At 39.2% G+C, this 23,462-nt stretch carries 18 protein-coding genes; 10 read left to right on the top strand and 8 right to left on the bottom strand.

Annotation, left to right across the window (positions count from 1 at the left end):
• Positions 1-3: 3 nt before the first annotated feature.
• The 4 genes from PBV53_RS07900 to PBV53_RS07885 all read left to right on the top strand — a co-directional run bounded on the left by PBV53_RS07900 (position 4) and on the right by PBV53_RS07885 (position 4,538).
• On the top strand, positions 4-756 hold the full coding sequence (locus tag PBV53_RS07900; protein ID WP_270096616.1) for an ATP-binding protein: 753 nt from the start codon (positions 4-6) through the stop codon (positions 754-756).
• 40 nt (positions 757-796) lie between these two features.
• The gene (cdhD, locus tag PBV53_RS07895; protein ID WP_270096615.1) at positions 797-2,113 is read left to right on the top strand and encodes a CO dehydrogenase/acetyl-CoA synthase subunit delta; all 1,317 of its coding nucleotides are present in this window, start codon (positions 797-799) and stop codon (positions 2,111-2,113) included.
• 3 nt (positions 2,114-2,116) lie between these two features.
• Positions 2,117-3,523: an acetyl-CoA decarbonylase/synthase complex subunit gamma gene (gene acsC / locus PBV53_RS07890; RefSeq protein WP_270096614.1), complete on the top strand. Its 1,407-nt coding sequence runs from the start codon at positions 2,117-2,119 to the stop codon at positions 3,521-3,523.
• A gap of 70 nt (positions 3,524-3,593) precedes the next feature.
• Entirely contained in the window at positions 3,594-4,538 is a 945-nt protein-coding gene (locus PBV53_RS07885; RefSeq protein WP_270096613.1) for an alpha/beta hydrolase, read from the top strand.
• 38 nt (positions 4,539-4,576) lie between these two features.
• Here PBV53_RS07885 and cobN read toward each other — a convergent pair whose 3' ends face one another.
• A complete protein-coding gene (cobN, locus tag PBV53_RS07880; protein ID WP_270096612.1) occupies positions 4,577-9,772 on the bottom strand; it encodes a cobaltochelatase subunit CobN in 5,196 nt (1,731 codons plus the stop codon).
• 483 nt (positions 9,773-10,255) lie between these two features.
• Here cobN and PBV53_RS07875 point away from each other — a divergent pair, with 483 nt between their 5' ends.
• The gene (locus tag PBV53_RS07875; protein ID WP_270096611.1) at positions 10,256-10,525 is read left to right on the top strand and encodes a hypothetical protein; all 270 of its coding nucleotides are present in this window, start codon (positions 10,256-10,258) and stop codon (positions 10,523-10,525) included.
• Between the two features lie 14 nt (positions 10,526-10,539).
• On the opposite strand, the gene PBV53_RS07870 is transcribed toward PBV53_RS07875, so the two are convergent.
• The gene (locus PBV53_RS07870; RefSeq protein WP_270096610.1) at positions 10,540-11,136 is read right to left on the bottom strand and encodes a flavodoxin family protein; all 597 of its coding nucleotides are present in this window, start codon (positions 11,134-11,136) and stop codon (positions 10,540-10,542) included.
• 136 nt (positions 11,137-11,272) lie between these two features.
• Positions 11,273-11,770, bottom strand: coding sequence for an AraC family transcriptional regulator (locus PBV53_RS07865; RefSeq protein WP_270096609.1), 498 nt, complete (start codon positions 11,768-11,770; stop codon positions 11,273-11,275).
• Positions 11,771-12,471: 701 nt separating this feature from the next.
• On the opposite strand from PBV53_RS07865, the gene PBV53_RS09720 reads away from it, so the two are divergent.
• Positions 12,472-13,446 carry a reverse transcriptase N-terminal domain-containing protein gene (locus PBV53_RS09720; protein ID WP_270095498.1) on the top strand — a complete coding sequence of 325 codons (975 nt, stop codon included), beginning with the start codon at positions 12,472-12,474 and terminating at the stop codon, positions 13,444-13,446.
• Positions 13,424-14,194, top strand: a complete 771-nt coding sequence (locus PBV53_RS09715; protein ID WP_270095499.1) for a group II intron maturase-specific domain-containing protein — start codon at positions 13,424-13,426, stop codon at positions 14,192-14,194. Before PBV53_RS09720 ends, PBV53_RS09715 begins: the two co-directional genes overlap by 23 nt.
• A gap of 314 nt (positions 14,195-14,508) precedes the next feature.
• On the opposite strand, the gene PBV53_RS07850 is transcribed toward PBV53_RS09715, so the two are convergent.
• From PBV53_RS07850 to PBV53_RS07840, 3 genes are all read right to left on the bottom strand, one after another.
• Positions 14,509-14,871, bottom strand: a complete 363-nt coding sequence (locus tag PBV53_RS07850) for a hypothetical protein (protein WP_270096608.1) — start codon at positions 14,869-14,871, stop codon at positions 14,509-14,511.
• Positions 14,871-15,512, bottom strand: coding sequence for a hypothetical protein (locus PBV53_RS07845; RefSeq protein WP_270096607.1), 642 nt, complete (start codon positions 15,510-15,512; stop codon positions 14,871-14,873). The genes PBV53_RS07850 and PBV53_RS07845 overlap by 1 nt, the downstream gene beginning before the upstream one ends.
• A gap of 251 nt (positions 15,513-15,763) precedes the next feature.
• Positions 15,764-16,624: a hypothetical protein gene (locus PBV53_RS07840; RefSeq protein WP_270096606.1), complete on the bottom strand. Its 861-nt coding sequence runs from the start codon at positions 16,622-16,624 to the stop codon at positions 15,764-15,766.
• A 194-nt stretch (positions 16,625-16,818) separates the two neighbouring features.
• Between PBV53_RS07840 and PBV53_RS07835 the strand changes: the two genes are divergently transcribed.
• From PBV53_RS07835 to PBV53_RS07825, 3 genes are read left to right on the top strand one after another with little or no spacing between them, the layout of a single operon-like run.
• The gene (locus PBV53_RS07835; protein WP_270096605.1) at positions 16,819-17,313 is read left to right on the top strand and encodes a hypothetical protein; all 495 of its coding nucleotides are present in this window, start codon (positions 16,819-16,821) and stop codon (positions 17,311-17,313) included.
• 12 nt (positions 17,314-17,325) lie between these two features.
• Positions 17,326-17,655, top strand: coding sequence for an HNH endonuclease (locus PBV53_RS07830; protein ID WP_270096604.1), 330 nt, complete (start codon positions 17,326-17,328; stop codon positions 17,653-17,655).
• Complete coding sequence (locus PBV53_RS07825; RefSeq protein ID WP_270096603.1) at positions 17,648-20,359, top strand: DNA polymerase domain-containing protein; 2,712 nt, start codon at positions 17,648-17,650, stop codon at positions 20,357-20,359. The genes PBV53_RS07830 and PBV53_RS07825 overlap by 8 nt, the downstream gene beginning before the upstream one ends.
• Positions 20,360-21,409: 1,050 nt before the next feature.
• On the opposite strand, the gene PBV53_RS07820 is transcribed toward PBV53_RS07825, so the two are convergent.
• The gene (locus PBV53_RS07820) at positions 21,410-22,381 is read right to left on the bottom strand and encodes a GAF domain-containing protein (RefSeq protein ID WP_309738786.1); all 972 of its coding nucleotides are present in this window, start codon (positions 22,379-22,381) and stop codon (positions 21,410-21,412) included.
• A gap of 230 nt (positions 22,382-22,611) precedes the next feature.
• Entirely contained in the window at positions 22,612-23,418 is an 807-nt protein-coding gene (locus PBV53_RS07815) for a DUF1638 domain-containing protein (protein ID WP_270096602.1), read from the bottom strand.
• Between the last annotated feature and the right edge of the window lie 44 nt (positions 23,419-23,462).

Genomic DNA, 23,462 nt, shown 5'->3' with positions numbered 1-23,462 from the left:
TCTGTGACAAAAGTTATAGCATTAACAGGTAAGGGTGGAACAGGGAAGACTGCTATAACCAGTCTTCTCATTCGCCATCTTACAAAGACTAATAAGGTTGTCCTTGCAATCGATGCTGATCCGGATACAAATTTGCCGGAGACGCTTGGTTGTGAAGTGTCAAAGACAGTTGGTGACATGAAGCAGTTCATGCAGGATGAGAGAGATAATCTTCCTCCTGATGTGAATAAACAATCAATTTTCGAATCCAAGCTCTATGAAGTTCTGGAGGAAATGCCAAAATACGATCTTATTGTAATGGGTCGTCCGGAAGGTTCTGGTTGTTACTGCTATGTGAACAATCTGCTTCGTGGTATAATGGACAAGCTTGTCAAGAACTATGATGTTGTTATCATCGATACCGAAGCCGGACTTGAGCATTTTAGCCGTAAAATGATCCGGGATGTTGATGAGCTTATTGTCGTTACAGATGGTTCAAGACGCGGACTGCGTACAGCAGAACGAATAAGGGATCTAACTGAGGAACTTGACACCAATATCAAGAACATAGTCGTTGTTGCGAACAAGGTCACAGATACAAACAAGGATGAGATCAAGAGCACAGCAGAAGGACTGAACCTTGAATTGATAGGAACAGTTCCAATGGACAGTATCATTGCGGAAAGAGACCTTAAAGGGATCCCTCTTTTTGATCTTCCTGACGAATCAGTTGCAGTTCAGGAAGTTAATAAGATCGCAAAGAAACTTGGTCTTTGATCACTATCATTATTTCACATAAGTAAAATGGTGAATTCATATGTCAAACAAGATGAAATTATCAGGTCTTACTGATCTCCTTAAAGACCTCGATGTCGAATCACTCGAAGGAGTGAGTATTGAAGGTGACATCGAGCTCGATATTTCCGGAGGCGGCGGATTAAATCCTGCAATGGCCTACGCACTTGGGCACGAAGCTGCTCAGATATCAATGCATGTTGCTAATATTGCACGAATGTTAGGATACCCCGTTGACCAGCTTTTCGCAGCATCAATGGGCGGACTTCCGCAGGCACCTGTTGCAGGTGCATCAAGGATACCAGAACTCCTTCCTGCAAAGTTCGATGTCTCAAAGATGAGCGAGTGGGCAACACCTATTCAGGAAGTTACCCTTGGTGCAACATCAGCAGATGGTGGTTCCCGTAAGAACACTGTCACTCTCGGTGGAGAAAATGCACTTCCTTATTACTTCGATGCGGAAATGCCACATCGCAATTATGTTACAATGGATGTCTTCGACATGCCGATAAGCATGGCAAAGTCTGTCAAAGAGAACTATGGGGATGTTATCAACGATCCTGCCGAATGGGCAAAGAAGGCCGTACGTGATTTCAATGCAGATATGATAACAATTCACCTTATCTCAACAGATCCTCTTATCAATGATACTCCGGCAAGGGAAGCCGCAAAGGTCGTAGAAGATGTTCTTCAGGCAGTTGACGTACCTATCGTTATCGGTGGTTCAGGTAACCCGCAGAAAGACCCTGAAGTCCTCGAAAGGGCTGCTGAGGTTGCAGAAGGCGAGCGTGTTCTCCTTGCATCCGCAAGTCTTAATCTCGATTATGAAAGGGTTGCAAAAGCTGCTACTGACTATGGTCATGCAGTACTTTCCTGGACACAGCTTGAGATAAATGCACAGAAGGAACTTAACAGAAAGCTCATGAAACAGTGTAATGTCCCAAGGGACAGCATTGTCATGGATCCAACAACTGCAGCACTTGGTTATGGTCTTGACTATGCATACTCTAACATGGAACGTATTCGACTTGCGGGTCTCATGGGTGATGAAGAACTTACATTCCCAATGTCTTCCGGTACAACCAATGCATGGGGTGCCCGAGAGTCCTGGATGAAGGAATCTCCACTCAAACAGGATTCCGACTGGGGTCCACGTGAGTACAGAGGTCCTATTTGGGAGATAGTCACAGGTCTGACCCTCGCACTAGCAGGTAATGATATGTTCATGATGATGCACCCAACATCAGTTCAGGTGCTCAAGGAAATAACACAAACACTCTATGGCTCAATTGAGGCTGAAGAGATCGATATCACTAAGTGGATCGGAGCGGAGGTGTGATAAATGAAAATAAACAGCCCCCTCGAAGCATACAAGTTCCTTCCTGGAACTAACTGTGGTGAATGTGGTGAAACATCTTGTATGGCATTTGCTTCCCATCTTATCGACAGATCATTAAAAGCAACTGATTGTATACCTCTTGTCAATGAGAGCAAATACAAGAAGAAATATGATGAACTTGTGACTCTTCTTGCTCCTGAGATAAGGGAAGTTGTCATCGGTGTCGGAGATAACGCTATCAGTATCGGTGGAGATGATGTATTACACCGTCATAAGCTTACTTTCTTCAACAAGACAGCTCTTGCCTATGATGTCTGGGACACCATGGAAGAAGCTGACCTTGTCGAGAGAGTGAACAAGATACAGGACTTCAAGAAGTTCTATGTCGGTGATTACCTCACCCTTGACATGATCGCTGTCCGCAGTGTATCAAACGACCCTGAAAAGTTCGCAGCAACTGTAAAGAAGGTAGTGGAGACCACTGAATTCCCACTGGTCCTTTGCTCTTTCGAACCTGCTGTACTTAGAGCAGGGCTTGAGGTCTCAGCTGAAAAGAGGCCGCTTCTTTATGCAGCGAACAAGGATAACTGGCAGGAAGTCGCAGCTCTGGCACAGGAGTTCAATGTCCCTGTAACTGTCTTTGCACCAAATGACCTTGATCTTCTCAAGTCAATGGCAAAGACCTTCGCAGACAATGGCATTGAGGATGTTGTGCTCGATCCGGGAACATTCCCAACAGGAAAAGGCCTTAAGACGACCCTCAACAATTTCCTGAAGATCAGAAGAGCAGGCATCAATGGTGACCGTGATATCGCATTCCCGATCATGGCAGTTCCGTTCACAGCGTGGATGGCACATGATGACGAGGTAAGCGCATCATACTGGGAAACCGTTGTAGCTTCCATATTCACTATCAAGTACGGTGACATCATGATCATGCATAGCATCGAGCCTTACGCACTGATGCCACAGTTGCATATACGTGATACTATGTACACTGACCCAAGGAAGCCTGTTACGGTCGATCCTGCAGTCTATGAGATAGGTTCACCAACAGCAGATTCACCATTGCTTATAACCACCAACTTCGCACTCACATACTACACAGTTGAGAGTGACCTTTCATCTAATGGTGTGGACTGTTACCTTACAGCTATCGACACTGATGGTATCGGTGTAGAGGCTGCTGTGGCAGGAGGACAGCTTACAGCCGCAAAGATCAAGAAAGGACTTGATGATGCAGGCTTTGATATGGAAAAGCTGACCCATAAGGTCATTGTGATTCCGGGGCTTGCAGCACGTCTGCAGGGCGATGTGGAAGACGAGACCGGTGCAGGAGTAATGATCGGTCCGGCAGATTCAGGCAGGTTGCCTGGATGGATGGAACAGAACTGGCCACCACAGAAATAATTCTATTTATATCATCCGTGTCATCCGTGACACGGAAATCTTTTTTTATTTCACTACTGTTCCTTTAGCCATGGCTAAGAACAGATCGAAGAATAAGGATACTTTGAAAATGAAAAGGATCCTGAAGAACAATAACCTAGTTTTGGTCATTGGTATCCTTTTGATACTCTCAGGTCTTTACGGTATAATGTTTAACCAGGGCGATACGTGGTCAGTTACTGAAGATGGCTTGCTTTCGTATCCGGAACGTGATGATATTCAATATTCAGTTATTGATGTCGATGACTCTAATTCGAACTACACTGTCAGCACAATTGAATATAGGGGCAGGAGCAGAACCGTTCCTTCGCTTTTGACAATTCCAAGAACGACAACCGATTCGCAGATTCCGGCTATAGTTGTCCTGCCGGGCGCTGGTGTCACAAAAGAGGACGAACATGGTCTCTCGGTAATACTCGCCGATATGGGCTATGCTTCGATCATCATTGACCAGAGGGATCTTGGGGCAATTGATCTCGAATCGGATGTTGAGATGTTCAAAACTGGTGTCGAACCTACACAGTATCTCATGATCTATGATGCCCTGAAAGCTTCTGATGTACTGGGTGTCCAGCCGGAGATAGATGCATCAAAGATTGCAATGCTTGGTTCAAGCAATGGTGGCAGACCTGCTATTATCGCAACAGCAATTGATGATTCAATTTCAGGAGTTGTTGCCATAAGCACATCCGGCTACGATTCTTCTGCCATTGATCCTGCTCAGGTCAAAGATAAATTGGCTTACGAATTCTTCAGGTCCATAGACCCGGACAATTATCTTGCGGAGATATCACCACGTCCATTTGTGATGCTGAATTCGATCAATGACAGTATAATTCCTTATGATGCTGCACAGATCACATTTGAAAAAGCGGAAGATCCTAAGTCCTTTACAGCTATTGATAGCACAACTCACGGCTACACCGGTTTGATGCATTCACATCTTGAAGAAGGACTTGAACTGATATTCGAATAAAAAAGAAATTGGCATCCGTTTAGGGATGCCACTTATTTTTACAACTTTTGCTTGCGGAATCCATATGCTATGGTTCCCACTGCAAGGAAGACGATGGCAGTAGCCAGAATATCAGACCCTGAGAACCCACTTGAAGATGCCTCTTCTTCAGAGTTCGTTTCCTTTGTCATCTCATACCCTTCCACATAATTGTCATCCTTCGCAGATTTCGGTTCTGTGATAGTTCCGTAGCCTTCTGCATCATTGCTTGTGCTTGTGCTATTGACGATGCTTGCAGAAGGTGTGTTCGAACTGCTCTTATGGGAACTACTCTTTTGGGAACTTGTTTCAGGATATCGATGTGTTGCGTCCTGCATCAGTTTTTTGTACTCATCAAGGGTATCCTGGTCAACCTCGACTCCCAGAAGAGACATCTGTCCGGAAATAAACTGATCGAGTGAAGGATTTCCACAGGTATGGTGACAACAGGTAACATCGTTCTCTACTACAGATTTTATATAATCTTCTATTAGAGTCTTTAGTACCTCATCAGATGCATCCCAGTTACCTTTTCTTGCAGTCTCGATCATCCTTGCGTTCATGGACTGGTATGCATACGGATTATTCTCTTTGATCCAATCCGCATTATCATCGGTCATGTATGTATCATACACACTGTCCCATACATGACCATCGATCAGGTCAGGACATACGGCTTCCCATCCCCAGAGGTTTTCGAGGAAATTGCCCATTGCACCTGCGCCTTCGAAACCATGCTGCTGCATACCCTCGATCCAGGATGGGTTGAGGTACCTTGTGACAATCTCCCTTGAGAGATATGTTTTCAGGGTCTCTATGGTTTCAGCATCGGGGTTCTGCAGGTTCATTATGTAGGTATCCGGAGTTGTTCCGGAAGCTTCTCCTACTACAAGCATTAATCCGCCCATGTACTGGAAGAAGTCATCTGTGTCAAGAGCACCATAGGTGTTCGAACTGCGGCTGTGTAGGATCGCATTTACATCTTCAAGGTTGTCCCCAAAGACGTCCTCATTATCTATGGAACTATCAGCAACATCCCACTGGCTAACGATATCTTCAATGCTTTCTCCCCAGACATATTGTCCATAGGCATTGCTCATCCTTTCCATGTAAAGATCAGCAAGAACGGTGTTGCTATCCCAAGTGTCACTTGCAGAGATCGCATTGGCCATACCTGTTCCATAGGCACCGTCCTCAGGGCCGAAGATCCTAAGCAGGGAAATGGTCATTGAAGCAGTTTCATTCTGGAATGTTGTATTCAAGCCTTCGTAGATGTTGTTGGTATTTTCCCTCACATAGTTCGTATTCTCTGCGGGATCATATGGGATATATTCAGGCGTAGGACGTTCATCCTTTTCACCATATCCATTATTAGGGGCATTGTATGCCAGATAGACTGCCTTGTCGATCAATTCCACTTTGTGTGGGAATGTGTCTCTGTAAAGACCGGATATCTGCACAAGTACATCTATACGTGGGCGTCCCAATTCTGAAGAATCTATCAAACCCACGTCCACAACTTCGCCGTTATCCCAAACAGGTTTAACACCAAGGAGGTACAGGATCTCTGCTTCCATCACACCTTCGTGACGTGTGGATTCTCCTGCCCATAGTATAAATGCAACCTTTTTCGGATATTCTCCTTCATTTTCAGCCATGTACATATCTACGGTCTGATTCGCGAGATCCCTTCCAAGGTCCCATGCTTGTTCTGTTGGGATGAGCTGCTCATCGAAAGCATAGAAATTCCTGCCTGAAGGAAGTGCATCCGGGCGAAGTATTGGGTCTCCTCCAAAGTTTGACTCTATATACTTTCCATCCATTGCCTTGAGAACTTGCTGGATCTCATCTTCGCTCTGGCCAAGTTTATCAGCATATTCTTCAGCATCTGACAGGTAATCATCCATTGTAACTGAATTGTTACCAAAACCAAGAATCTGTTCCTGTGCAAACGTGTAATTTTGTCCCTGATTCAGTACGAGGTCAAGAAGTGTCACTGGTGTAGTCTCAGATGTATTATACAGTGCAACTTCTTCCTTGAAATTATTTCCAAGCATGGAACAAACCATTTCACTTAGTTGCTCATTCTGAGGGGAAGTGCCCAGAATGTGTAAACCGTATGGCATGGATGTTGTCCTGAGTTCCCTGAGAACATCATCAAGTTCATCCAGGAACTCTTCTCTGGTCAACTCATCCTCGGAAAGGCTCATATTGACTCTTTCATCCAGATGTAACTCAAATGTAAGGTTAACTATTTCGTTATAGCGTTCTTCCTGAATCTCTGGTTCACTGGAAAGAGCACTATACTGATTTATCTTTTCATTCAACTGAGTGTAGTTCCCATAACTTCCAGACATTACAACTGGAGGTATCAGGTGATCGATTATGATCGCATTTCCTCTGCGTTTTGCCTGCATTCCTTCTCCCATCCCATCCATTACGTATGGGTAAACTACAGGAATATCACCAGCCATAAGGGCAGGCCACTCATCTCTGAACAGACCAAATTCTTTTCCAGGCAACCATTCGACAGTACCATGTCTTCCCATATTAACCATTACATCAGCGTCAAACTCATTCTGTAGCCATAGGTAGAATGCGATGTACTGATGATGAGGTGGCAGTTCCCCGGAGTGATAGAGTGCATCATTGTCCTGCAACCAGCCCCTTGTAGGTTGTGGAGCAAGGATCACATTGTCACTAACTTTGATTTTAGGTATCACGACGAAGCTGTTACCAGAATTATCTTCGTATACCATGATCTCGCCAGGAGCTTCACCCCACATTTCAACTACTTCCTGTTTTCTTTCTTCAGGAAGTTCATCGAACCAACCTTTATAGGTTTCTTCAGGGATCAATTCCACTTTGCCTGTCTCGACAAGGTCTTCCAGTTCTCCGGGAGCCCAGGTTCCGATATTTGTACCCTGCTTCACAAAGAGATCTACAAGTTCGGTTTCGTTAGGAATGCTTGAATTGCCCACATCATACCTTGAGTTGGCCATGCCTTTCAGAAGATTATTGATACTTGGGATAACCTCTAGATATGAAGCACCGATGTTGTCCTTTCCTGCTCCATGGTTGTAGTAGATGATGACAACTTTTTTCTCAGATTCATTTTTTGAAGACAGGTCTGTCTGTGCTTCAGCTCTCTCAATAAGCCAGTCAACCTGATCATCGACCGGAACGTAGACTTCGTTACCCTGAGAATCAATTTCTTCGGAAGCTATCATGATCGGATCGATCCATCCTAATGTTTCCGGTCTGTATAGCCTCAACATATAGGTATTTGGTAGTGGATTATTTGTGTCCTGCCACTCGGTAAGGTTCATGTAACCGTTTAGTACTGTGTTCATTACCGGTACGCCCAAATCCTCGATGTCAAAATACTGGCTTCGATAAGTGGTTGAAAGTATCAGGTCAACTTTGGTTTCAGGACTGTAGTCAAAGAAAGGGTCCACATATTCGCTGCTTGAACCATAGCATGCTATAACATTCATACCTATATTTTCGAATTTTTCTATTATCTGATCATAAGTTGCCATATCATCAGGATAGTATGAACTGTAGAATGTCAGACCAACAGTTGGAGCATTTTCATCAAAAGAATGTTCTGTTGAATTCCTGCTGCTATACCACTCGAAGTATTCACTGGCATTGCCAGTAAAATATGGTGCAGGCATCTCGGGATGGTATATTGCGCTATCTGAACCTGTCGGATCTTCCACTTGTAGGTCATTGCGATTACCAAGAGTAGTTGATAAGAAGAATATCATATTGTCAAAGTTAGACTCATCTATAGCACCATATATCCAGTAATCCTGAAGATAGTTCTCGAAATCCTCTTCATTGGAGAAACCATCCGGAACTTCATAGTTTTCATTGAGATAGGTGTTATATCCCACAACGATCGTTCCATTTGCAATTGCTGAATCAATATTGTCTGATATCACTGAAGCAGTGGCAGTGAACATATTGATATAAATTATGTCTGTTTCTGAAAAGTCGATATCTTCTTCGATCGTAGATGGCAAATAGCATGAAACTGTTATGTTGTAATCAGAATTGCTGTTTATCCTTTCAACTACACTGTTTAATTTTGAAGAATAACTTTCATAACCTGTGATTATGGATATGTTAAGATGTGGACTGTTTGTAATCGACAAATCTTTTTCTTTTAAAAGTAATATATCTGAATATGGTAGTTGATCATATGGCAAACTCATTGATTTTTTAAATGTTTGCCCTGAGATTGATGATATTTCCAAAAAGTCATACCATAAATTGATTTGTGCTTCGGAAGCTCCACTTGTACTCAGGTTTAATGTCTGTTCCACAGAAGAACCATTGACAAAAATATCAGCTTCTACCTTTCTCCACTTGGTTGAATAATTCATTCCAATAAGTGTATAATTCCCATTTGGAATATCTTCGAAGCTATAGTAACCATTTTCATCACTCGTCGTATTCGCGACAAGTTTGGTACCCTGTTCATTTAAAAGTAATATATCTGAATATGGCAATTGATCATATGGCAAACTCATTGATTTTTTAAATGTTTGTCCTGAGATTGATGATCTTTCCAAAAAGTCATACCATAAATTGATTTGTGCTTCGGAAGCTCCACTTGTACTCAGGTTTAATGTCTGTCCTACAGAAGAACTATTGACAAAAATATCAGCTTCTACCTTTCTCCACTTGGTTGAATAATTCATTCCAATAAGTGTATAATTCCCATTTGGAATATTTTCGAAGCTATAGTAGCTATTTTCATCACTCGTCGTATTCGCGACAAGTTTGGTACCCTGTTCATTTAAAAGTAATATATCTGAATATGGCAATTGATCATATGGCAAACTCATTGATTTTTTAAATGTTTGTCCTGAGATTGATGATCTATCCAAAAAGTCATACCATAAATTGATTTGTGCTTCGGAAGCTCCACTTGTACTCAGGTTTAATGTCTGTTCCACAGAAGAACCATTGACAAAAAGATCAGCTTCTACCTTTCTCCACTTGATTGAATAATTCATTCCAATAAGTGTATAATTCCCATTTGGAATATCTTCGAAGCTATAGTAACCATTTGCATCACTGGTCGTGTTTGCAACAAGTTCATATGAAGAAGCTGCTGCAGGCATTGCACAAAGTAAGATCAAAAGCAGCAATGCCGGCAATACAAATTTAAATTTTTTACATATCATATCTTTATTTTTCATGACTACACCACACTATTTCGTTTTATTGTTTTGTATAAACTTTACTTGTCTTAAATTGCGAAAAAAAGAGAGACGAATTAGCAATGGTAGGTGGTCTAAAAAAGAACGAATCTGTTGTACGCATTGCTCGTTCTGCTTTTACAATTTCGTTAGTGTTATAGCGATAGAACTTCGTCTCAAGCTCCAGATAATTTGTCTCCCTACGTGCTGAAATAGGGAATTCTCTATGTTTTCTATAACTCATTTGTACCACACCAAGAAAATAGATCATAAATTATATTTTATCATCTATTTACCAATTCACAAGCTGCATCAGCTATTTGCAATACTCAATCAGTACAAAGTATATAAACATGCGTTTTAGGCTTATATATTTTATCTTAAAAGATAACATGGGATGGCATTGCGATAGTCATCTTATTCATCATTGGTTTGTTACTGTGTTTTAGACTTCATGCATGTCCAATATTCTTAAAAATATTTATGATACTCAAGGCAAGGGAGTTAAGCCATCATCTTGTTGGGAAGAGGAAAACGGTGGAGTTTAGTAAACCTGTTTATGTGGCTGAAAGGGATGATTCTGATCTGTTGAGGAAGAAGATCATTGGCATATCCTATACTGACTGGAAGAAGAGGGGGTTTTTGAAAGGTACTCTACATTACATTAAGCAGAATGCAAAGATTGAGAAGACGTTTACTCTCAATGCTCATGTAATGGAAAGGGTTGAGAAGGTATTGATGAATAAACAATAATTTCCAACATAGGTTTAACGAAGATCCATTGCCAGTTTTTTTCCAGCTTCAAATGCTTTTTTTAGTACTTCAGTATCCTTTGAGACAACTCCCCGATCGAAACAACTAGTCACTGGGAACTTTTCGATATCTTCATAACCCAAAGCTTCAAGGGGCATTTCCATAGCTTCGAGTGCAAACCCCATTTCTTTGATATCTGATTGTTCACAGATAGAAAAGACGATCGCTTTCCGACCTTGGTTCCCAAGCTTGCTTGAATACTGTCTGGGGCGATCATTTGTGAAATTATAGTAGGGGTATAACCTATCGATGAAGGATTTCATAGAAGATGTTATGTTGTAGTTGTATGTGGGAGAGCCAAGAATAAGACCTTTTGAGCCTTCGATCTCAGGATAAAGGAGTTCCATTCCATCGTGGAACTGTGTACAGGTTCCAGCTTTTCTACAGGCTTCACAACCAATGCAGGATTCAATAGAATAATTCCTCAATAAGACTTTTTTAGTCTCAGCTCCTGCTGATTCTGCCCCTTTTAAAAAATTGTCAAGCAGGATATCGGTGTTTCCGTTTTTCCGAGGACTTCCTCCAATCCCAATGATCTTTACTTTGTTCACTTCATGGCCTCATATTTTCAATTTCTTCTTTAACAAGCAATCTACTATATTACTTGTTCTGTAAACAATATTAGTATTTCTTATTCTGACTGGATGAAGGTGGGAGCCACAATTCCAAAAGCTCCCAAAATATTATTCAGTTGATCGGCATGCAGATATCAATGATATGATACTTTTCCGGATGCTCCTCGGGATCGTTCAGATAGATCTCATAGCTTACCCCCCGAGACATATCGATCTCGAGTCCGTTCTGTACCAGCCAGCCAACGATCTTTTCCCACGCCGCTGTGTACTCTTCTGCCCCGGTCAACTCCGCACGCATTAGGACAAACTTTCCTCCGGGAAGCTTCTGCTTTCTAATTTCACCTTCTACTTCCACATCGTCGCCAATGGTCATGCAAGCGTCCAGCCTAAGGTCTTCCGGAGGAGTAACAGCCGGATCATTGTAATAGGCTGACAGGAAAAGAGTTTCAGGTCCCATCAATTGCTTTGTACCTGCCCAGTTGCCCAGCTTCCCAAACAGCTCAGCAAAGACCTCGACATTTCCAACATAGTTTCCTACAAAAGAAACGTATGCTACGGTTCTTTCTTCTAATTCTGTAATCTCTGGCTCTTTTACTATCTCCAAACTCATCACCTGCCTTTAAGACCAACTTATTTTTTGTAGCTGGGACTATAAAAATTAATGCTTTATTGGGTGAAAGTAATTAGTACTCCTTACCGAGAAACTGAATTATCTAAAAATATTGAGAAAGAAGATTATTGACATGTATTATACTGAATGGAATAGTGCGACAAGAAAGTTATACCATGAATTGCGGAAACGCTGTCCCTTCCATTTGGGATAATCCTACTATGACATGCGTTGATGGTAACGTCAGGGTGTGAAGCTCATAGGACAATATGGAGAAGTTTGGGAATCTAACTTAAACAATCTGTTAGGATAAGAATACTATGAAGAAACGAAAGTTGAACCATTGTAAGAACCGTAATCAGTAACAAGCGAAAAAATAGATTGACACGCTTGAACCAAAAGGTATAGAATCAGACCATTATGGCTTTTTCCACATAATGGGAAATGGACGAATGGTTCTCGGTTTATAGATGGCTTCTAAGGTATTCACAATTATTCATGTTATAGAACTTGGTAAGCCCTATATGTTCCCTTCGGGGTAGGAATTCCGTAAGGAAGGACAATGACATAGAGAGTAAAGGAAAGGAGTAGAAAGCGAATGACAGACTGTAATGGTATGTATAGGGGTTCAGAATTTGCCCTGATTCGAAAGGATGCAGACTTACTCTATGGTATCGAAACGTAAGAATGAAGGTATAACTATGAATGTAAGTCATTCAAATACACCAAATAATGAAGCAGCAGCCCTTAGTGGTTATGCCGAATTAAATGATGAGAACCTTACAGACATGTCCAACTGGAACAACATTGATTGGAATACTGTTGAATCACATGTTAATAGAATACAAGTCAGGATTACGAAAGCGGTTATTAAAGGAAATTGGAATTTAGTTAAAAGACTAAGTTATTTGCTAACCCATTCTCACTACGCTAAACTGTTAGCTGTCAGAAAGGTAATTCAGAATAAGGGTAAAAGAACAGCAGGAATCGATGGAGAATTGTGGAATACACCTGTCTCTAAGATGAAAGCTGTACTTGGATTAACTGATAAGAAATACAAGGCAAAACCATTAAAAAGAGTATTTATTGAGAAATATGGGAAAGATAAGAAACGACCTTTAGGAATTCCAACCATGCATGACAGAGCTATGCAGTCACTTTATGCCTTGGCATTAAACCCAATTGCAGAAGAAACAGCAGACATACGTTCTTTTGGATTTAGAAAATCCAGAAGTACTCATGATGCATGTGGACAAATCTTCGGATGCACATGTCGAAATAATTCTGCTCAATGGATACTGGAAGGAGACATTAAAGGTTGTTTTGACAACATTAGTCATCAATGGTTACTTGACAACATCCTAATGGATAAATCAATTCTTAAACAATTCCTTAAAGCAGGATTCATTTATAAAAATTCTCTATTTCCAACAAAAGCAGGAACACCACAAGGAGGTATTATATCACCAATATTGGCTAACATGACCTTAGATGGAATTGAAAGTTTATTGGTTGATAAATACCATCGAGGTAAAAGTGGAAGAATGACAGCACATCAAAGCAATAAACACAAAGTAAATTTTGTGAGATATGCGGATGATTTCATTGTTACTGCAAATACAAAGGAAATAGCAGAAGAAGTTAAAGGATTGATTGAAAAATTTCCTAACAAATAAAGGTCTGGAACTGTCTGATGAAAAGACTTTAATTACTCATATTGATAATGGTTTTGACTTTTTAGGCTGGAATTTTAGAAAATACAAAGGGAAACTTCTTATAAAACCGTCTAAGAAAAACATTCAGAAAGTAACTGAGAAAATCAGTAATACTATCAAAGATGGAAAATCTTGGACACAAGAAGTTTTAATAGACACCCTTAACCCAATCATTACTGGATGGTCAAATTACCATCAAGGAGTGGTTTCCAAAGAAACATTCCACTTAATAGATTACAAATTATGGAACATACTTTGGAAATGGGCTAAGAGAAGACACCCCATGAAATCAAGAACTTGGATCGTTGACAAATATTGGCATACCAAAGGAACGAGGAAATGGGTATTTTCAACAACAAGAAACCAACTTAAATTATTATCAGACAAAAGGATAGTTAGACATACAAAATTATCTCTGGATAAAAACCCTTATACTGACAAAGAATACTTTGTTGAACGCAAGTTCAATCAAGGTGCTAGTAAATTATCTGGAATGTTTAAGAAAGTTTGGATTAATCAAAAAGGCAAATGCCACATTTGTAATCTACCAATTGACATTAGTGCTGATGCAGAAGAAAGACCTCTACATCACAAGAATGGAAATCATAAAGATTACATTGTGTCAAACTTAGCTTACGTGCATGTTCACTGTCATAGACAACATCATGCTACTAATCCAAAAACAATAACTGTTGCCTGTAAAGGTTAAGAGATGCTTGAGCTGTATGAGGTGAAAGTCTCATGTACAGTTCTTAGGCGAGAAAGAGGGAGTAATCCTTCTGACTTAGCCGACAGATGGGGTCCTCTAAGGGTACTTTGCATTACATGAAACAGAATGCTAAGAGCAACAAGCCGTTTAGCCTCAATGCTCATGTGAGGGGAAGGTTGGAGATGTGGGAAGAATGTTTAAATTGATAAATTTTCATTAAATTCTGGATATCATCAACTTATACCGAATGCAGAGGAAATGGAATAATATCCCATGCAGTATTTTTCATCAATAAAAAAAAACTAGCCATGGGGTCAATTTTCCTCATTTTTTTCAGAATCATCGATTCTCTTTCTAATTAATCCTGCAAGTTTTAATGTTAATTTATTTAGTATACTATAGGATTCTATTAAATCCTTATATTTATACGCAGACCAATAATAATCACCGCTTTTTGTCTTTTTTGAGTGTACTAGTTTATTTCGTATAGAAATTGCCTTGATAGCATCATTTATCTCATTTGGTTTTAATATCTCATCATCGTTAAAAAACAAAAATGGCACTGTTTTGGTAAGTAGTGTCACACCAAGTTTCATTCCAAATTCGTTTATAAGCCCATCAATATATTTTTCACCGAATATCTCTTTTTCAGTATCATCTCTGAGCGAATCTTTCACTATTGATACTTTTTTCTGAATTCGAAATCAAGAATTAACCAAATAGCACTTTCAAAAGCCATTGTCATTTGAATAAAGGCAGATTTCCAATCCTGTGCCCTTGCTTTGCAATTTGCTTCGAATAACAATTCATATAACAACATCTTATCTAAATATTTAGTGAGGATTTCCTGTACATCCTGTATAACTTCCTCGCTCTCCATCTGCACCCAACCGGTCCATCGATCCAATCGCTGACTCCTTGTCGGAACAGAACACAAGATTGTTTCGGCTTGTTCTGAGGATAAAGAAGAACCTTCAGGAGAAATGAGAATATGTTCTGAATATAAAAAATCATTAAATAAGTCCACAAATGGTATTTTTTCATACACCCTTCCACTAAGCATATGGGGACTTGCGCCGTTGCAGGCAACCATAAGACGATCTAATGCCGAAATTGTTACTGCATACATTTGCGTTTCTTCTATCTTTAATTGTTTCTGATTTGTTTTGACAGACTCAACTATTCTAGTAAAATCTTCGTTTTCTATCGTTGGATTCTTAAAATGAATTAGCAATTTTGACGCTAATCGATTCATATTCGAATCTTGTTGCTTAATTTCCTCAAAAAATGATTGTGGATCTGAGATGTCAGATGACACTTCATTGTATATCCATATATCAATGATATTTTTCCCGAAAGAGCAATTATACTAATAAATTTTACCAACTTCAAATCTAAACGGAAGGTAATAAATGGAAGCAAATCCAATATCATCTTTGTTCTCTGGTATGGGAGATGATTGGTTTTTCAGATTAATAATTTCCTTTGTCATCATTAATGCTCCAATAGTAGTATCTTCTTGCACTTAGGTAATATTTAAGAGAAGTATTTTTATATAATCACTTCAACTTATTGGATATTGTCTTTATTATCTATTGGTTTTCGGAAATGATACATCACATTATTAATGAGTTTAACAGCCTCAACTTTGCCTTCTTGTTTTAACTCAAGCTTGAGATCCAACAAATAGTTTAAATTTCCAACAATAACTGTAGACAAGGCATCATTCGTGTAATCACTTTCGACAGAAGTGGGTTTCTCTAAATTATAGGCATCTGTTTTAAGCTGGTTAATAACCGGTCCTTTTAGATTATAGTATCCCATTAGAGTCAAAATATTTTTTCGTAGATCTGGATATATTTCATTCTTTTCAGAAAACTTCTCTAATATTGTTTCTAAAATCTCTTTCAGCACAAAACCATGTCTTGGCTTTATTTTTTCTATAATAATACAATGCACAAACAAATCTAACATCATATCAATTGATTCATCATCGAGAGACTTGTATATTTTTCCAAAAGCTTCTACAATAGAATCTAATTCTATTTGATTCAAAGGAGCTGCTTGATGATATTCATATATCTCTTCTATGAGGTTTTTTCTGTTGGGTACTTCTTTTATTATTTTTTCAATAAGAATATCAAACATTTCACTATAATTGATTTCTTCAAACAATATTATGTAAGAAAAAAGGTCACCGGAATCCGGTATACCAAATTTCTGTTTTTTAGTACCTTTTTTTAAAATACGGATAGTTTTGTCTTCCCGCATTTGTGACAGTCTTCTATCTATAGTTCTGTCGGAATATCCACTATACTCGCTTTTTGGATGTGTCTCAATTAAGTAGTCTTTTAGATCCTGTCTCTTAACATATCTGTGCTTAATCAGATACTCTCTCACTTCTTGTTCAAAGTTTTCAGTCCCTTTCATGTCAATAGCATATCAACTTATGCCATATTTATAAGTAACTAATGCCAAAACTAATGACATTAAAAATATTAGTTTTGTATATTGTATTTGAGCCCCTCTACTCAATTGGTGATTGAAGTGCGCACGAAGTCGCTGATCAAAATTATGCTCTCTCCGTAGTTCATGAGGAGTTGGCATAGAGAAGAGGAAGAATAATGAATAAAATTGACATTAGTGAAGTTCCATGGTCTGAGTTATCGGATAAGGACAAAAAAGACAGGATATCGGCGCTTGAAATATTAAGGGCAATGCGCCAGGGTGAGTTACTTTCATCAGTAACACAGGTGCTGGGCAAAACCGAGGAGTTTGCGATAAAGCATCTAGGAAAATCGCTGATAAAATCTGATGGCAGATGGGTGGCCTCGGATACTGACAATATCCAGGCTGAGATGCAGATCTATGAATCGGACAAAGGCTATACAACAATCATCATCACCAATTCAGAAGACAGATCCCTGCTTGGGAGGTATTTTGCATATGTCCATATTGCTCTGGATTCTGGTGAACCTTCGGTACTTGATGAATTTAAAGATGTGGTTATCGTAGATGCCAAAGGTAAACAGCATAAGCTGGAAACGGACTTGGCGACTCTTTATGAGATTGACGATGCTATGGTGGAACCTGAATTCTTTGAAATCTACAAGTATTAAGGAGGTGATTGAATGGACAAAAAGACTTACAAGAACAGCATTAGGAAGCAGATCCGCGAAAGAGAGCTGAAGGTTTGCTGTTGCATTTGTGGAGAGGATGATCCTCATGTGATCGAAGATCACCACATAGAAGGAAGGGCAAACTCAGATTTAACGAAACCACTGTGCAAAAACTGTCATGCTAAAATAACCCATGAACAGAATGCCTTGAAACCAGAATATAGGTTCTGCAAAGCACCACCTAAGAATAAAGGAGGGTTTAGCATGGTTTCAATTGGAGCCCTCTTAAAAGTGGCAGGCAATATATTGATCAAAAATGCACATGAGGGATTGGATGACTAATGTAGCTGTCAGAACCTTTGCCTCGAGATCAGGAGTGAAGGCACGAAACTATCCGTTGAACATAGATTCAGTAGTCTATCCAAGGATCTTTGTATTTGATACAGAGACAACGGTTGATAGCTATCAGAATCTGAAAATCGGATACTTTCAGGTATATCAGGAGGATTTTTACCAGCAGGAGGGGCTCTTCTACGACCCCTCTATGCTAAACGAGAAGGAAACAGAATGTATTGTAGACTATGCCTCAAAACACAATATTGAGTTGTATACATCAGAAGAGTTCGTGGAAGATGTGTTTTATCCCGAAGTATATAAGCTCAAGAGCCGATGTATCGGCTATAATCTGGCATTTGATATCAGCAGACTTGCTTTTGTTTGCAATTCCTCAAGGAATTGGTCCAAAGGTGGGTTTACATTCACACTCTCCAAAAAGAAGTCAAATCCACAGTTAATTGTCCGTAAGATGGGAGATGCAAGTACATTTAGATTCAGTTCCACTTGGGAAAACAAGAAAAAGAAAAAGAAAATGAAATATTACCCAGGTGATTTCCTGGATGTGCAAAGGTTAGCAGAAGTGCTACTCGAGTCAAATCATATTTCACTTGCAAAAGCCTGTGAAAGATTAGGGACAAAAAGCAGTAAAATCGCTGACATTGAATATGGAGAAGTTACTGAATACTTGATCCAATACCTGATCACTGATGTACGTGCAACTTATGAAGTCTATCTAAAATTGATGCAAGAACTGAAGCTGTACAGCATACCTATCCCACCTACGCGGATATACAGTGCTGCTTCAATGGCAAAATATGCATTGACAAGTCTTGGTGTAAATCCATTCAGGGTGCAAAACCCTGAATTTTCTCCTGAGCTGATTGGAAACATCATGACTTCCTATTATGGTGGCAGATGTGAATGTATGCTCAGAAAACAGTCAATGGAAACGACAGTTCTCGACTTTACAAGCATGTACCCAACTCTGGCACTTGAGATGGATCTCTGGAAATACATCATTGCAGATTCAATTGAAACACAGGATGTAACTGATGAAGTTGAGCAAATGCTTTCAAACATCAACCATTCATATCTGCAGGATAGCAACAACTGGAAGGATTTTGTTGTTCTTGTGAAAATAGTCCCATGTGGAGATATCTTGCCAGTGAGAATGGATTACAAGAAAGAGGGGATACTCAATGTGGCTCAGAACTATTTATCAATAACATCTGAAATGTGGTATTCTCTACCTGATGTCATTGCTTCAGTCCTGGTGATCGGTAAAGAGCTAAAGATAAGAGAAGCTGTACGATTTGTGCCAAAGGGAGTACAAAAAGGATTGATAAAGTCATCCATACTTGGAACTGATATAGATCCAGTAAAGGATAATCCCATAAAGGTTCTTGTGGAAGAACGCCAAAGAGTTAAAGAGCGGATCAAAAAGATGGAGAAGACAAATCCTCGATACAAACAGTTAGAGGACAGGAGCCGTGCGATTAAAATTCTTGTCAATGCCATGTGTTATGGGATCTTCATAGAACTGAATCCTGATAATGAGAAGAGCAGTTTCGATGTTTATGGCCTTGAAGAGATCATCGCTTCAAATAATTATTTTGAAAAGCCGGGTAGATATTTCAATCCACTCATTGCAACAATGATCACGGCAGGTAGCAGGTTGTTTCTAACCATGGCTGAAACACATCTGAAAAAGTCAGGACACAGTCATATCTATATGGATACAGATTCAATCTTTGTACCACCAGAAACCGCTGATTCACTGATTGGTCTCTTCCAGCCCTTAAGTCCCTATGATAGCAAAATCCCATTGCTTAAGAAAGAATGGGATAATGTATTGTTTTATGGGATCAGCAGTAAAAGGTATTCCCTTTACACGCTGAATGAGGATATGATTGAACTTGCAGGAATGGGTGAAGACAGGTCATATAAACTTCATGGTCTTGGACACCTTGCCAATCCATTCCCCAATAAGAATGATGACTGGCATGCACAAATATGGTATGACATACTTGGCTTACATCACGGGAAAACAACACTTGAAGAGATAGTACAAAAGTATGGCATGCTCTATTCACTATCCAAGTTTACTGTGAGCACCCCTGAGATCCTGAACTATTTCAAAACCTTTAACAAGGGCAAGCTCTGGAAAAAACAGATTAAACCATTTAATTTTGCCTATACAGGATTCCAGACAACTCTGGAAGGGAACACACCTGTAAAGCCTCTGGTACCCTATACCAGCGATTCACAAACGGTAGTTTATGGCAAGTTTATCGATCTGTATACAGGCAAGGTCAAAGAAGGTGTGAAATACTTTAAACCTTTGAGCAAGACCATAACTCAATATGTAGACCATCCGGAGTTAAAGTTCAATCGTGTCACTGGTGTGTTGGAAAGAAAGCACATATATGCTGATGGAATCACACCCATTGGAAAAGAGACGAACAAAATAGATGAACAGATACTGGAAGGTAGACAACCACAGGTATTCCTTAGTGATGATGAAAGGGAGAAACTCATCGATAAGTTACTGGAATTCCCTCAGAGAACCGCTGAACAGATGGGTGTTAATAGGGGTACTTTGTCAAAAATCAAACGAAAGATACGTAAGAATAGATCTAAATTCAGGATGGATACTAAAGCTACTAAGAAACTGGTGCAGTATCTGTACTGGAATAATGTAAATGAGTGATATTAAGCAGGATACGTGCTAGTAAGTAGAGGAAATACTTCTAGCTACGTATTCTCTAAAAAAAGCTTTATAGCTAGCGTTTATAGCTATAGTTATATCGCTTTTAGTTAGATCCCTAACGCTTTTAGTTAGGCGCTTAACGCTTCTAGTAAAATCCTTAACGCTTATCGCTATCTACCTATCTCTTAGAGATAATTATCTATCGTATAGGGATAAGTTTCTATCTCTTAGAGATAGGTTCCTATCGTATCGAGATTTATACGTATCGTATAAGTTATTATACGATAGTATTTCGAGTTCGGATCTAAATTTAGAGATTTTGAGGCAAAAAATTTATTTTAGTCTATATCGTAGATTATAGTCTAATATCTTAGTCTAAACGCTAAATAGACTATTTTTAGTCTATTCTTCTAATATAGTATCTCATATAAATTTAAATTAATCTTCGGTATTTCTAAATCGGAAATAAATATTTCTATATTAGATATAGCCTTTAGAGTAATATTTATTATCGAATTAGTAATATATATATTTTAGAGTAATGTTTATGGCCGTCACAGTCATTTAAATTACCCCCTGTAGAAATCCTCGAAAAATAAACAATGATACAGTAATTTAGATTGATTGTATTAAAGTTCAATACGGTGTTATGTAGCTGATTTCGATAGGTTTTCTACAGAGTCAAATAAATGCAAATGATTTTTCATCTTATCTTATCGATCTGTTGCTCAAAAATTAATTCGGATCTAACAAAGTAGTACTAGTTTCTATGATGCAAAGTTATCATCTTGTTGGAAGAGTGAAAACTGTCAAACTTGGGTAGGACTATAAACTTTTGTTAGATAGCCCGTACCAGCTACTAAATTCTTTTTAGTAGCTATACATTTTCAGTATTCTTTTACAAAATTCTACCATCATAGAACTGTGAATTCTCATTCTACTGAATGTTAAATTGAGTCTGTTTATTTTTGCTGCCTGTACACAAATCTATCTATTCATCGCAAACTTGCGTACAGCCTGAAATCGATTAATATATAGAATAAACCTGCATCATTTAGTATCAGAATCAAACTTTTCCTGCCATCCGCGCTGTACCCATGCTGCTGGCCCATGAATCCTTTTAGCTGCATCTTCAACCCACTTACGTTTAATGTGTGTCCACATGCCCTGCATCAACAACGTCAATTGACGGACATCTGATTCATCATAATCCTCTTCTTTATTTCCAACCCCTGCAACAGCAACGATTCGATTACCATCAAATATGGGGACATTCATGTGGCTTTTTATTTCCACATGTTCCTCTGGATATCCTTTCTTAAGAGGACTGGAAGTGGAATAATCATTGGTTACAATGGGTTTTCTCTGTCTTACAGCTTCTCCCCAAAGACCGGTACTTTCCAGAGGATATTCTATGGGTTTATCTCTAATTTTGCAAACTTTCATCGCGACTCTGGACCAGGAATGCATTATGAGAATTTTTTCGTCGGCACTCAAAAATGCAAGATAGCCCAGCTTGCTTCGGGTAAGTCTTATCCCTTCTTCAAGGGCAAAATCCGTGATCTCCTGCAGTGGTGCTCCAGTCATCTGGCTAAGTTGCAGCAGTGCTTCCAGGCGAGACACATTGAATTCCAATGCCTCCTCTGCCTTTTTGCGTTCTGTGATGTCAAGAATAATTCCCTCATAATGGGAAATTTTGCCATCCTCATCACGCTGGATCAATGTTCTCTCACTAACCCATCTCACATCTCTAAATTTAGTCAGTATTCTATAATCTAAAGTAAAACCTTTATGCACTTTTTCTTCAAGATATTTGTCAAACTCTGCGCGAACACGTTCCAGATCATCTGGATGTATTATGTCAGCATAGGGAATGCGTCCTGATGTGAAATCTTCTGGCATATAACCAAATTGCAGGATATTATCTGTTACGTATTCCACAGGCCAGTCTTTCTCTGCCTTCCACAAAAAAACAATTATCGGACTGCTATTGATAATTTCTTCCATATCAATTTGCGTCATATTATTCCCCTTTCCCCATTTATTAGACTTCAGAAGAATCAAACTCTCTGCCAGGTGGCATCATGATAATTTTACTGTACTATTGCAGATATTAATTACCGAATATCCATTTGTGTAAATGTTTTTATTTTATGCTATATCTACTTATCTGACTTGGGCGAAAGGTAAAACAAGAATAAATTAATATAAATGTCAGGATTTTATCTAAATCACAATAAAAATAAATATTTTTAATCATTTGGTTTAATATTTTTAAACATATCTGCTTTTGCATTTTCATAACTAATTTCAAATATTTTCAAATTGCCTTTTAGATCTATCACATTGAAATTAAACAATCTGGCAAATTCGTCTACTTTTTCCTCGAAATCCTTTTCATAGGCAAGGCCAGTATCGACCTTTGCAACATGTTTGTATCCCGCATAATCGAAAACTATCTTTACCATTTCTATATCATTGGGATCAGGAGTAAGACGCGTGATCACCACCATATCTCTCCAGCGGGCTGCCTGCATTGGAGTGAGGAAATAAATTCCCTCTCCTTTTGTGTCCTTCAGGGGCTGCATATAGACTTCCCTTCCACCAAGGGCTGCGCAGATACAGTCGTCTACGATCCTGTCGTCCTCATCTTTGAGTATACTGATAGGGCATGGACAGGATTCAAAATCTTTTTCAATATTTACGAGTACGTTTCCGCATAATCCATAGAAAACAAGTATGCTGTCAGAATATTTGACCATCAGATCCACAGTTTTGTACACTTCATCCTTTAGACGTTCTCCTTGTGAATCAAGTTCGATCTCAAGTAAATATACAATAAGGGAAAATCTCTCAACGTCTTTTCTTTCGGATTTAATGGTTATTTTAGCAAGAGGCAGTACTGCATGGGAATATCCTATATCATTCAGTTTCTGATCCAATCCAACAGAATTCTCATTTTCAACTACGATCACTTCATCAAGTGTTGGATCATTTTGGATCAGATAAACAATTTCATCTTCAAACATTTCACAGCCTACAATACTCATTACAGGCATAGATATTTCTCCCCTTTTGGATTAAAGATATTTAGATTGTTTAT

The sequence above is a fragment of the Methanococcoides alaskense genome (assembly GCF_027594145.1).
In the GTDB taxonomy this organism is placed as follows: domain Archaea; phylum Halobacteriota; class Methanosarcinia; order Methanosarcinales; family Methanosarcinaceae; genus Methanococcoides; species Methanococcoides alaskense.
The sequence above is the reverse complement of the archived record's forward strand: the minus strand, read 5'-3'. Positions and strand labels throughout refer to the sequence as shown.

Bases quoted from the DNA above. Each gene is read 5' to 3' on its own strand.
- cdhD (WP_270096615.1), top strand. From the start codon at position 797: ATGTCAAACAAGATGAAATTATCAGGTCTTACTGATCTCCTTAAAGAC.
- acsC (WP_270096614.1), top strand. From the start codon at position 2,117: ATGAAAATAAACAGCCCCCTCGAAGCATACAAGTTCCTTCCTGGAACT.
- PBV53_RS07885 (WP_270096613.1), top strand. From the start codon at position 3,594: ATGGCTAAGAACAGATCGAAGAATAAGGATACTTTGAAAATGAAAAGG.
- cobN (WP_270096612.1), bottom strand. From the start codon at position 9,772: ATGAAAAATAAAGATATGATATGTAAAAAATTTAAATTTGTATTGCCG.
- PBV53_RS07875 (WP_270096611.1), top strand. From the start codon at position 10,256: ATGATACTCAAGGCAAGGGAGTTAAGCCATCATCTTGTTGGGAAGAGG.
- PBV53_RS07865 (WP_270096609.1), bottom strand. From the start codon at position 11,770: ATGAGTTTGGAGATAGTAAAAGAGCCAGAGATTACAGAATTAGAAGAA.
- PBV53_RS09720 (WP_270095498.1), top strand. From the start codon at position 12,472: ATGAATGTAAGTCATTCAAATACACCAAATAATGAAGCAGCAGCCCTT.
- PBV53_RS07840 (WP_270096606.1), bottom strand. From the start codon at position 16,624: ATGAAAGGGACTGAAAACTTTGAACAAGAAGTGAGAGAGTATCTGATT.
- PBV53_RS07835 (WP_270096605.1), top strand. From the start codon at position 16,819: ATGAATAAAATTGACATTAGTGAAGTTCCATGGTCTGAGTTATCGGAT.
- PBV53_RS07830 (WP_270096604.1), top strand. From the start codon at position 17,326: ATGGACAAAAAGACTTACAAGAACAGCATTAGGAAGCAGATCCGCGAA.
- PBV53_RS07825 (WP_270096603.1), top strand. From the start codon at position 17,648: ATGACTAATGTAGCTGTCAGAACCTTTGCCTCGAGATCAGGAGTGAAG.
- PBV53_RS07820 (WP_309738786.1), bottom strand. From the start codon at position 22,381: ATGACGCAAATTGATATGGAAGAAATTATCAATAGCAGTCCGATAATT.
- PBV53_RS07815 (WP_270096602.1), bottom strand. From the start codon at position 23,418: ATGCCTGTAATGAGTATTGTAGGCTGTGAAATGTTTGAAGATGAAATT.